The organism is Citrobacter sp. Res13-Sevr-PEB04-36 (assembly GCF_015672735.1).
In the GTDB taxonomy this organism is placed as follows: Bacteria; Pseudomonadota; Gammaproteobacteria; order Enterobacterales; family Enterobacteriaceae; genus Citrobacter.
In genome coordinates, this window is record NZ_JADABY010000080.1 from 1 (window position 1) to 12343 (window position 12343).

Here is a 12343-nt window from a genome sequence, read left to right on the forward strand (position 1 = left end):
TTTGCCAGACACAAAAACAAAAAAGCCCGCAGTTACGCGGACTTAGAGGTGTTTTACTGCTTTTACGTGCAAGCTGTTGCCAGACGCGAAATCATTCCCACTCTATTGTCAATTAGGTATAAAAACCCTTAAATATCAGGCCATCTAACTCATCACATACCGCAATACCATGAACAATACCATATAAAATCATAATCCGCTCATGACGCCGGGTTAACTTCTCTCATGGCAAAAGCACCCGACATCTGCTGCTCCATGATTGCCAACTCATCCGCATTGCCATCATGAACAACCTCGGCCAGCAGCTTCGCCATATAAGACGGTTCGGCGTGGATAAGCTCTTCCATTGCCTCGCCGTGACTACGGTCTTTCATCAATCGCCTCCTAACTCGTAGATACTCTCAAGCATCAAGAATAGCCGACTCAAACCAATACTAGACCATCCGATCCAGCATTAGCTGCAGTTCAGGACCACCATCTTGTCCGCTTGGCAAAAACGGCTTTTCCGAAGAAGTTCAGTGCCTTATTAGGCGTCGGGCTGAATCATTGTGGAAATCATGTGCTTGATGGTTAGGTTAGACAGTTTTGTTCCTAATCCAGAAAAATTATCTTGGTTGGGCCTTACATGCATCGCATCATTATAAATTACAGCCAGCAAAAAATAGACTTCAGGAACGGTAGTTCCCACAGACTCTGCGAATTGTAATTTGTTGACGGTTTTGTGTGTCGATAAAAACTCTTCGCGAGACTCTTCCGCTAATGAAGCGAAGATTAATTGCTCTACCTTTCGACGCACGCCACTGCAAACTGCAAGGGGATCGAAACCTTTACCTTCAACATATCTCTGCACATGGCTAGCACAATGCACTGAAAACTGGGACGCTGTGGCCAGATCAGCCGGGAGCCCAAGGTTCTTAAACTCGTTAGATAGGTCCATGTCGTCCGAGTGAAAATGCAGAAAGTGCTTAGAAATTGCGTCCGATATGGAGGGGTCATCTCTCTTAGAGATTATGCTTTCGACCGCTTTGTCCGAGACCGAAATTTTGTTTAGATAGCAAACTTTTTGATCGCTAAAAGTAAAATTCCTGAAGAATCCAGGATTTAAGTGAGTCATAATTAATGGAAAAATTTGGCGACCGTCAGATTTCACTTCCGCAATCATTTGTGTCAGATAATATTGGCAGGCAACCAGATTGGCGTCGTCTAGATAGTCAAATATCTCATCAATTACTAAAATAATGGCCTTGTTTTTCTTGAGTTGGAGCTTGGCCTTTTTCAGCTGAGCTACAAAGCAAATGATATCTCGTTCTCCGTTGGAAATCTGGTTTGCCTTCGGAAAGGCAATCACAAGTCCATCCGCTGTTTCCTTTGGCTGAATATTATGCCAAGTTCCTTTCAGCGCAGAGAAGTCCTCAACATAGGACGCCTTTTCGAACACATAGTTAGCGCGCTCTCCTGCCTTTTTAAAGGCGGCCTTGTCGCTGGCATGAATATTACTAATCTGTAAGGCTGCGAGAATAGCCTCAATTTGCGAGGAATAGTTTACACCGGATTCCGCGAAAACAGACAACATGCCGCTAACGAAGTCTATGGCTGACACCGCTTGTATTGTTTCATCCTTAACGCCGGCAAGGATTTTATCCGAGTTTCCAGTTCCGGCGTTGATCTCATCTTGTAGCGCTCTTATAGCCTTATTAACACCGGCCTGACCCTGTTTAGTAAAATCGACCTGATTCCAAATTTTGGCCATCACCCGGTTATCAGCGAGAATGCTTGAAATGTTTGGCAATGCCTTTCCGTTTTTCCCGAAGTCACCTTTTACTGCTGCGAAGGAGTAACGAAATTTTTCTTTTGGAGGAATACTTTTGATTAGTACGACTGGAGTGACTTCAATTGCTGAAGTAACGATGTTAGCGCCCGCAATTTTGAGTTTTTTTGCTTTTGAAACCAACTGGCTATTAATTACATGAACGCCAAATGTCGCTGCCAGATCATTTTTTGTATGATTTGCTTCTTTATCAATCTTGCTCCCATCCTGCATGGTATAACTGATTTTAAGGGATGGATGACGTTCTTCATCGCCCCTGTGGTATTCATCCTTATCCAAATCCATCTTTTTCGAACGCAGGGAGCCGAAAGCGGCAGTAATGGAGCTTTTTCCGAAACCGTTGGGAGCTACAACGAGTGTCGGCTTGTTTGGAATAAGCTGAACATCAAAAACAGAGTTTTCGATTCCCTTAACATTAGTTATGGCGATTTTATCTATTCTTTTTATCATACAAATTTCATTCCATTGGCCAAATTATGGTTTAACGGACGCCGACCAGCTTGCGGTTCATGCAGAAGCACTACCCGCAGCAATGCTGGCTGACTATACGGGCATTTACAGAATCACAATATGTTGTTGATTGCGCCCACAGCAGCATTCGAGAACTTGTTAAGACGATATACCTAGTTGCTTGTCTCAGCTTCAGACGCTGTACCACTGTTTGGAGCAACCAAAGCCTTGATCGTGGTAGTGAGACGCTTTTGATGCTCGATCAGGACTCTCACCCTTTATCCTTGGCGTCCTGACGGATGCCACGCGTCAATTGCTCGATTAGATTAAGCGCTTCAGCCACAGCCTCACGCTTGATCACCAACCGCTGTCCTAATTTGTATCGTGTGTCACCGGTTTTCCGGATGTAGTCATCGTCGACAACACCCTGTGTATGAGCAAGCAGATGACGTTGTTGGAAGGCCGTTGTCAGTTGTTTCATCTCGACGGTGGTAAGATGCTTATCGTAACCTCCCCCTATCGCGGCCTCCCAAAGAGCTGAGCCCTCGGAAAGATTCTGAAATGCATTGCGTCGTGTCTTCACCGTCGGGGCTATGCGCGCGTGAAGCGCTTCTGCAACCCTCTGAAATGCCGTGACTGAGTTCTGCAAAGCGCTCTCAACGATCAGACGGCACGTGTTCTCAGCAGTGTCTGCGTCCGAGATAGCGGCTCTAATGGCGTTAACCGCTTCAAGCGACTGCCGGATGCCTTGGGCAGTGAGTTCGAAGACAAGCTCTGCAGCGTTTGCCCCACAAGACGGACAGAAATACGCCGCCCCGACAACGGCATACCGACATCCGCATTCTCCACAGGCAATCTTAAGACGCATGGGTGCCGCCGCAGCATAGGGGATCGGGACATGCTGAGGTATGCTGTTCACCTTCATGCTCATCGAGATGAATCCCCCCTTGGGCTGCCTCTGATTGAATCTCTGTGCGTCAAGGCGAAGTGCACCACCTAAAGTCGCCTTAACCTTCGCCAGAGCAACGTCCCGCGCATGTTCCAGCTGTTCCTGCGTCCACCACTTCTGAGCATCAGCGGTATGACCGCAGAACGGACAAAAGACCTCCTCATCCCTTACCTTAGACTTCCAATCTTCCATCAGAACCTTGAACTGAGCTAAGCATTCTGGTGCGGGACACTCGCGATCAAAGTAATCGCTATCGTCTGTGGAAAATGCGACGGTAGATTTTTCGTCGCCAAGCTTTTTTAGTGCGCGGATTGTTTCTTCAAACATCACCAATCTCCCAGCAGAGGCACCATGAGTAAGCACTTGGCCCACCCAAGCTAGCTAGCATCACCGCCCTGCGCCATCCCAATGAAAACTGCTTGTTTGGGGGCTGTAAGAGCGATGGTCGGGCAAGAAATCATGCTAGCAACGTAATCGTGCTCAAATCGTACAATCTACCATGCCATAAGAACGGGATTCTAGGCGATGCGAAAATTTGCCAAAAAATGTGAAGTCGAAAACGTAAAAAACCCGCAATGACGCGGGCTTCAGTTTTTAATGCCATTTGCTAGCGGCTCGACTTCACCGACCATCCACCATCGAGGGCCGTAATAGAAAAATCCAATTTTAGCGACCTCCTCAATAAGCTTTACGTCATTCTTAAGCCACGTTGACGGGGCGATGTCACCTTGGCCATAATGGTGCTCGTTGAACTGAATCACTGGCGCTGCGCCGTAGTCACAACGGACGGTGGTTCCGCTTACGAAAAAGCGCCACGCCAAACCTTTAATCTGGTCTCGGGTCAGTTTTTTCCCATCCGGGCTTTGGCAATTTGGGCATTCGCCTTGTTGTTCAAGGCCATGTCTTGCAGCGTCGATCCGCAGCCCTTCATCAGTGAAGCAATTTGAGCAAAGCGAAACATGACTGGTTGGCACGGTTATCTCAGACATAGAGGCTCCCTACATTTTTTACCGAACTTAATGATCAAATAAGCTTGAATAACCTAGACTCAAGATAACCGTTTGTGGCTGTAAGTAACCTGTCGGGAGGTATACCACAACAATGTATCTTTGCTCGGGCGGCCATTTCCTGTCCCCCTAACATTGCAAATTATGAGCAAAGGCTAGTCGCTGCCTTAGCACCCATTTAGTAAATCAAAAGGCAATAACAATCCTCAGGCCATAATTCGTATTTGATCAGGCGACAATAGTTTACTTTCAATTAGTTCAGCTTGAGCTCCCTCTGGATTAGCTGTGAAAAGTACTATACGTAGATCCTCCTCAGCACGGGAAAACGAGACATACACGAGCTTCTGAGTTACAGAGCGTTGCCGATCAGAGGGCACCCCAGCGGTGAGAGGAGTAAGGGTTTTACTAAAGCTGTATTGGTTCCATGCTGCTTCGACATCATCATAAACGACCAATACCTTTGGATATTCCTCGCCCTTTACTCCATGTTGAGTGCTATAGGCGGTATTGTTGTTAAGATATTCGAAATAGCGGGAGACTCCCCCTGTGGCCATTTTAAAAAATGAGTCTGCGAGCCAGTCTCCTTTGTCGAAACTGTGAAGCTCCTCACTGAAAGGCTCAGTACGTGGAGGACGTTCAAGATGCTCACTCAATCTTTCTGAGGGCTGGATTATCTGCATCTCGACGCAAAAGTGAAGGATCGTTCCAATCGTTTCGGTATCCCACAAAGCATGTAACTGCTTAACCAAAGACCTCGAAGTCTCAATCATCACTTTCAGTGACTTTTCCGCATTTAATCCATTGCTCGCGAAAGCAGGACTATCTCTACGAAGTAGATTAATAATTTTTCGATCGTCACCTTGGCTTTGAGCTGTTATGAGAGGGCAAATCGTCGAAAGAAATGGTTTAAGAAGGAAATGCGTTCCTTCCTCAAAAGCATCTTGAGCCCTTGATGAGGCATAGTCTCCAGTGAAGAGGCGATTGAGATCAGCGAAGCCAAGCCGTCGCGCGATCATTTGACGTGCCAGGAAGAGCTTCATGACATCGTCGCGACCTGCCCAACCCCAGTTTTCGACTGCAGCATCCATACGAGCTAGCGCCCGCTCAATCTGTTCTTCTGAATAGCGCCTGCGTGGTTCTGTTGGCTCTTCTGCTTTAATTAGCAAAAATTCAACACTGCCTTCACATTCAGCATTTTCGCCAGCAGCATACTGCTCAACATCTCCACGATAAGCATTGAGAAGTCGGATAACACTTTTAGAACAGCGAAAGTTTTCAGCTTTCTTGATGACTTTACCTTTGTCTGGTGGCGAAAAATCACCGGCACTTCGGTCATAAATCTGCTGCCAAGGGTCACCAAAATAGCCAATCATAGGAAGTTCATCACCCGCACAGACGAGATTGAGTCCTGAGACGATTCCCTCAAATGTGTCCTGTGCTTCGTCGACGAAGATGTAAGGGAAACGCAGGCCAATGATCCGTCTAAGTGTTTGATTATTTTTAAGCAAGTAGGTTGCAATTTCTATGACATCATCATGCCCAATCTGTCCTTTTTCGTAATCACTGAAGCTAGTGTCAGAATAGTCAAAATGATTGACTGCTTCGAGAAGGGAAAGCTGTTCTGTCAGTCGTTCTATTTTTGCACGGGCTTTAAGTGCCTTTTTGCTGTTACCGCCGTTATCATCTTCCCTAGCCTTGTCTATAAGATTTGGAATACGGCTTTCATATAACGCTTGACGAATATTTTCGTGGAAATGGCTAATCAAGCCCCACAGAAATCCATGAAGAGTCGAAACTAGGTACAACTCATCAAACCCCAATCTTTTCTTGATGACCTCAACCGCACGCTTGGTAAAGGTAATACAAGCAATGCGTTGACCATGCTTTCTAAGGACATTACCTTCATTATCCCGAACCCGGCCAAGAGCATCTACCAGTGAACTAGTCTTGCCCGCGCCTGCGCCGGCTATCATCGCAAAACTACGATGACCATCGATGCATGCACGGACTTGAATATCCGCTTCGCTTTCTATCCATGTCCTCATGCTATTCTCCCGCCGCGACAGAGGCTTCTGTATCCACCACAACTGGTAGTGGGGGTAACAGGCGCGACTCAAGCCATTTCAACCCTTCGGCAATATATACAGGGACAATCCATTGCTCAGCGCAAGCCAAGATGTCCATGGCAAAATCAGTTTTTTTGAAATTATCCGACCGAACCCTTTCGTAAACATCCTGGTAAGCGTCGCTGAGAGACGCTCGGACAGGAATGCCAATAGATAAAGCACCAGTTCGAAGTAGCCTAAAATTCTCATATACAATTGCTTCTTCCAACGTGCGCGGACGCAACATCTCGCTGGCATCATTTTCCTCGACCAAAACATCTGTCTGAAAAGCGATGCAACGATCCTTATCGTTGTGCTGCTTCTGCGCGCAAGTCAATGCGATCAGTTGGTCAATTGTTGTCAGCCCACAAAGTTTCTTTAGGGACGCGTTGGACGTTTTTGCTCCAGCAACATCCGCTCGACAGGCTTTGGGATAACCGGTAGGTGAAACTGAATCAATGTCAGTGATAACTAGATAGGGAATATGAAGGAAACTAAGCAAACCCTCGAAACGGTGAGCATACGCTCCCCCTACCTCCAAAACTGTGAGATACACAGTCCGTAATCGCTCTGCAGCACGCTCAATCATGGTCGGCATTAACAACTTCTCAACAGCGCCTTCAACAAGGATGCCAGCATCGGCGAAAAATAGGTCGCAGTGTGTAAGACGTAAATAGCGTTTAAGGAAGGCTAGCGATTCTGATGGTGGAATAACCTTACCATCAATTGTCTCCACATTCGGCTGGAAAGCGCGGAGGCTTCGAACCATTGACGCATTGCGAATGCCAGCAGCTTCTGTTTCACCCTCACAATGGCAGCGCTGGAAATAGCGAACTTTCTCAAAATCCACAGCCTCCATGATATGTGAGGAATGCGTGGTTATGACAAGTTGCGGTACGAGATTCGGTTCTCCAGCCACCTCAGCGGACTGATTAATTACCTGCCAAATGTTGGATATAAAAGTTTGTTGTACCTGAGCATGGAGATGAACTTCAGGTTCTTCAATGAAGATCATCAGGCACAGAGGTCTGTTCTCGGTGGTCATTACCCATTGAGAATGGAAGTGACGAGCCTGAATGGCCATATAAATTAGATTTTTGAATCCAAGACCGTTATAGAGCTCAGGTAGTTCATGCTTCCGGCTAGGGTCAATATAAAGTAATTCGGTATTCCCCCGAAGAGCAGTCTCGGGGCTAAGCGATGATATAATCTGCAATTCGCGATCATTAATTGACGGCACACCAAGGCGCTTGATGAGATTGATCAGTGGGGCAAACTGCTTTGCATAGTGATCAGTCAGCTGTTTGTTATTCGCATCGATTACGCTGTGAGCATCAGCGGCATGGTCAACCTGCTCAAGATTCTTTTGGTAGAAGGTGGCAAATGCCGAAGAGAGCCTATTACTGCGACTGCTGTTGTCATCGTTAATGTTGCGCTGCGCGTCCACGAACTCAACACGTATGAGCTGCTTAAGAAGACGCTTGCCTTCGTCAGGATCAAGATAACTCGACAAGATCTCAGACGGTGCTCCCTCCTGAATCTTCTCGTCTAGTGAGTAGTAACAAACCGTAAAATGTCGGCCAAGATTTCCGTCGATAGATAGATATTGCGAAAGCGACTTAGAGCGCGTTCCATCTTCCTTGGGAGGATAGGCAGCGTTGTAATTCTCGTATAACTTCCTTACCTCAGAGACCTCATACGACAGCCTAATCCCTACACTCGTGAAATCCGAAAGATTTGGCAATAATGTGAAAACTCTACCAAAACCGATGCTTTCTGGGTCGATAGTGAACCAAAGGTCCAGACTAATTTTGGGGACGAGCGTATCATCTCCGGTCGCTCCAAATGTGTCGAAATCTGCTATCCGGGCGACAGAAAAGTCGTAGATCTTGAAATCTCGTCCCCCCAGAAAGCAACGAAAAACCGCAGTGGCAGAAGTTTTGCCACTGTTGTTGGGACCAACAAAAATGGACTCCTTCTCTTCAATGTCAATCTGCACATTTTCCAATCGGCGGAAGTTCCGAATCGCTACACTACTTACTTTCATTTAATCCCTCCTTGACACTTCAAGATAGCAATCCGAAAACTGATGCTACTCGCTTCGTTTATTTTGAGGACATTTTTTACATTTTTTCCAGCCCTTGCTGAGAAGTTTGTTCCAGAAATGACTTTGAACAAATATTCTTACTTTTATGCCCCTTGAGGAGCGGTATGCATGATGCAACATGAGGTGAACGCAGATTAATTACTTACGTCGTTTTCCCTATGATCTTGCAACTTCTGCAGATTACTCCAGAAGTCCTCATCAGTCCCAAATATGGCAGCAAGAATGCGAGCATCGTCATTTGTAAGACGACGCAAACCGCAGATAATATCGTCAATATACTGCTTGCAGATACCCATAGCTTCCGCCAGTTCATCATTTGACATGTTCAGCGGTTTTAAAAATTCCTCTGTCAGAATTTCTCCCACTGTTACAGGCCCGGCGGTATCTGCTTTTGTGTAGTATGCAAGAATCTTAGAACGCCCCTGCTCATACGTCAGCTCGCCTGAAATAATACGTGCCTTAACGGACTCGTACAGAGGCGTACCATTGGGGTCCATTCCTTCAAGTCTCAGGGAAGCCTCTGCTTTGCGAAAGCCCTCATGGCGTAACCGTGAATCTGGAGTTCTGGACATATTTTTTCCTTTGAGTTGCAGAAGTAAAGTTCGCTCACTGAAAGCGTCAGCTCGCGCTCCCCCATAAACTGACGCGCTTGATTCAAGATTTATTATTGCCGGATAAGCTATCTCCGGCAAAATCATCATGTTCGCGGTTATCCCGACGAGTAGCTGTTTGTTTACGTATCTGAGCCGCCAACTCCCCTCCAATAGTCTGTTGGACACGAGAAGAATTGCCACTTCGCTTCATTGTCTGGTACTCAGCAGCGCCGTTAGCCATAATGCTTCCCATATGGCTTGCCATACGGCCAGCTCGTGAGAATGAAGCAAACCCCTGACTTCCTCCGCTGGCGCTACCTGAACTGCTCCCAGCAGACGAACCACCGGAACCGCCTGAGGGTTGGTCGCCAGAAGTATCTACGGAACCGGTATCTTCCCCGCCGCCAAATCCTCCACCGGAACCGCCTCCACCGCCAGAACCAGATTCTTCGGCCATGGCAGATTGCGCAGACTCGAACGCTGCCTTTAATGCAGAGGCTCCGCCGCTGACATGAGCTGATGCCCCCATCGCCATTGCTCCAGCACCGCTGATGGCAGTAGCGGCAGCGCCGGTAATCATACCCGCCCCAAACCCACCAATCCCTTGTAAGGAAGCCCCTCCTACAACACCTGATAACAACAGTGGTAGCTTATTCGTTAATACTAATAAGATAATTGACGCCAGAAGCAAAACGATAAGACTATTAAGATCAGGAACATCATCTTTAATAAGAGAAAAATATTGATCTATAAATGATTGTCCAATACCAATAATTAATGTCATCGTGAATAATTGAATGCCAATCGATAAAACAGTTCGTAAGTAATTAATTGATATATCAGAGGTCCATTTCGAACCACCAAACCCAAGCAATATAACTCCTGCATAACATAACACCCATGCAGAAACCAACATGATTAGCATATTTATCGCTATAAGGGACATTACCACCAAAACGATTATCGCGACTGTTATCATAATGGTGGATATCATTGGCGACCAAATTGATGCGGCTGAACTGACCTTTGTTAATATCGCAAACGCCATATCAACTATGCTTGAGGGCGAAATACCAGTACTTATTCCTAAAGCGTTTGCTGCAAGTTGTCTCATTGAATTAATTATGGATTGCGATATGGATGGGCCGTTGATTAAAAGATAATAAAAAAAACCAATGACGGCAAAAAAGCGAACTATTTCAGCAAGTACGCCTGTCAACCCTTCCCCTTGCATCGCCATCATACCAAATGTCCAAACCATACTTATTAATACCAGCCCCCAGAAGAGCCAATTTGCATAGTCAGCAATTACTGTTGTCCATGTACTGGCTACTTGTTGAAACTTATCTAATAAAGTATCAAGTAGCCCGCTACTATCTAATTGACCAGCATAGGCATTTATAGAAAAGAAAAGTATGATACCTAAAAAGGTGAGCTTACTTACTATTTTCATGATTACCATTCTCGTTTAGGGCTTGGTTTATTATTACTCCGTAGAGCACATTTATCGTATTTATGTTCATCAAGTTTATTATCTGGCCTCGATGAGCAAACGTTATCGTTTTTTTCGCAAGAACATATAATCATTGAAATGATTAGAATAAAAAACATCATAATTTTATTTTTCATTCAGTTGTTCCTCACCAAATTCGCTTCGGGCTTGGTGTGTTCTGTCCAGCTAATACTTTCTCATCAGCAGCTATTTGTTGGGCTTCTTTATCGGCCTGAGCCTGTGCCAGTGTTGCCGCGGCGTTTTGTTGAGCTACCAGAAGCGAGCGGATTTGCAGTAACTGGTTTGTCTGCGCACTGGCAAGCTGGGTAGCGGCCTGAATAGCTTCCATTTGCCCTTGTGAGCCGGTTGCCTGAGTTTGCAAATCTGCAAGGTTATCAGCATCGCTCTGCAGGGTGTTCTGCTGTTCGTCAATTACCTTAAATAGCGCGTCATTGGCCTTTTTACGTGCCCCTGAACTGTTCTGTTCAGCTTCACGCAATGCGCTAATTTCAGACGAGGTACATTCAACATTACTGTTAAAGCAAGGTGATAACCTGTAGTAGTTAACATCCTGATATCGGTTCAGGTACGCATCGAGACTCCCGGCCTGATTCTTGTAGTAATTAAGGGTATCCTGCACCTGCAACAATTTATTAATTGTTGAATTTGCCTGGTCCCAGATATAGGCCGCAGGTGCTACGGTGTTCTGCAGCATGTTTTCATACTGCTGCAGCTGCGTCTGGTACTGCTGGATTTGTTTAGCCACAGCCTGAACGTTGTTAACTGCGCTGATTGTGGTCTGAATCACATTAGTGCCATCAATAACGGGAATTCCGGCCTTCACCGGTAATGCCATGACGGACGCCACGAAAGGAACTATTAAACCTTTTTTAGCGGCTAAAATCCCTCTTTGTAATGAAACCACTTGGAAAATTAAATCCATTTGCTCACCTCTTTTTCATCAGTTCAGTAATATTTAACGCACTGTCTGTTAACAGACGCAGGTATATAGGAAACCACACATTTATTTATCCAAGATTTTATCCATAATGTTCCTTAGTTCTTGCCGAGTTGATTCTATTTTCGCAAGCAAGGTTCTTATCAGTGTGGGTGAAAAATCAACTGTTCGAGGATCATTTGCGAGCCATAATTTAAGTAATCCGCCAAGTCTTCCAAGATCAGCATTTACTCGGCTAAGTTCATTAACCTGTTCTATATCAACCATTGACTCCACATCGTAACCCATACCGACTTTACGCAAATAGGCCGCGACACTCAGACCGGCAGCGGCGGCATTTGCTTCAATCTGCATCTTCTCTTCCGGTAAGCAGTAGACCTTGATCGGTGCGGAATTTTTCCGCGTTTGATTGTCAGTCATCTCGTCTCCATATAGGCGGTAGCCGATTAGCCTCGCAGAGCAGGACTCCCGTTGATCAGCCCCGCTGCGAATAAGGGAAGGTAAAGTAGAAGCACCGTTTATGGTGGGCCTACTTTACATGTCCTGCCCTCCAGTTGCCGTAGTATATCTGTGCACATCAATGTGTATTTCAGTGTACAGGATGTGTTTTCTTAGCGTATTAATATTGGATTACTCGAGTAAAGATCTGCAGCAATTGTCTTTTTTGCAAGAAGAATATATTTCTCCATTTTGATAATGACCTTTAGTAGTTATAAATGGGCGTGCACCAACTGTATTTATGTTTCGATATATTGTAAGAAGTCTATTATTTTCTCATGCACTTTTTTACTTACCTTGTCAGAGCATGTGCATTGCAGATTTTAGCGGCTAAAATCTGCCCCCCTATGCCTAAA

Annotated in this window: 10 protein-coding genes; all 10 read right to left on the minus strand. The window is 45.7% G+C overall.

What is annotated here, in order from left to right:
- Window positions 1-200 precede the first annotated feature (200 nt).
- The 10 genes from IMQ48_RS22430 to traJ all read right to left on the minus strand — a co-directional run bounded on the left by IMQ48_RS22430 (window position 201) and on the right by traJ (window position 11909).
- Window positions 201-374, minus strand: a complete 174-nt coding sequence (locus IMQ48_RS22430; RefSeq protein ID WP_164881294.1) for a hypothetical protein — start codon at window positions 372-374, stop codon at window positions 201-203.
- A 152-nt stretch (window positions 375-526) separates the two neighbouring features.
- Window positions 527-2278: a hypothetical protein gene (locus tag IMQ48_RS22435; protein ID WP_196210722.1), complete on the minus strand. Its 1752-nt coding sequence runs from the start codon at window positions 2276-2278 to the stop codon at window positions 527-529.
- A gap of 271 nt (window positions 2279-2549) precedes the next feature.
- Window positions 2550-3554: a hypothetical protein gene (locus IMQ48_RS22440; protein WP_196210723.1), complete on the minus strand. Its 1005-nt coding sequence runs from the start codon at window positions 3552-3554 to the stop codon at window positions 2550-2552.
- A gap of 260 nt (window positions 3555-3814) precedes the next feature.
- Window positions 3815-4216 carry a hypothetical protein gene (locus IMQ48_RS22445; protein WP_072131227.1) on the minus strand — a complete coding sequence of 134 codons (402 nt, stop codon included), beginning with the start codon at window positions 4214-4216 and terminating at the stop codon, window positions 3815-3817.
- Between the two features lie 224 nt (window positions 4217-4440).
- The gene (locus IMQ48_RS22450; RefSeq protein ID WP_128340304.1) at window positions 4441-6279 is read right to left on the minus strand and encodes a UvrD-helicase domain-containing protein; all 1839 of its coding nucleotides are present in this window, start codon (window positions 6277-6279) and stop codon (window positions 4441-4443) included.
- A gap of 1 nt (window position 6280) precedes the next feature.
- Entirely contained in the window at window positions 6281-8386 is a 2106-nt protein-coding gene (locus IMQ48_RS22455; protein WP_128340305.1) for an ATP-dependent endonuclease, read from the minus strand.
- Between the two features lie 194 nt (window positions 8387-8580).
- Window positions 8581-9147 (minus strand): HigA family addiction module antitoxin, encoded by a 567-nt coding sequence (locus IMQ48_RS22460; protein WP_230326528.1) that lies wholly within the window; start codon window positions 9145-9147, stop codon window positions 8581-8583.
- A complete protein-coding gene (gene trbL, locus IMQ48_RS22465) occupies window positions 9101-10492 on the minus strand; it encodes a P-type conjugative transfer protein TrbL (RefSeq protein ID WP_196210725.1) in 1392 nt (463 codons plus the stop codon). The genes IMQ48_RS22460 and trbL overlap by 47 nt, the downstream gene beginning before the upstream one ends.
- Window positions 10493-10679: 187 nt before the next feature.
- Window positions 10680-11474, minus strand: coding sequence for a P-type conjugative transfer protein TrbJ (gene trbJ / locus IMQ48_RS22470; RefSeq protein WP_196210726.1), 795 nt, complete (start codon window positions 11472-11474; stop codon window positions 10680-10682).
- Window positions 11475-11555: 81 nt separating this feature from the next.
- Window positions 11556-11909: a conjugal transfer transcriptional regulator TraJ gene (gene traJ / locus IMQ48_RS22475; RefSeq protein WP_196210727.1), complete on the minus strand. Its 354-nt coding sequence runs from the start codon at window positions 11907-11909 to the stop codon at window positions 11556-11558.
- Window positions 11910-12343: the final 434 nt, after the last annotated feature.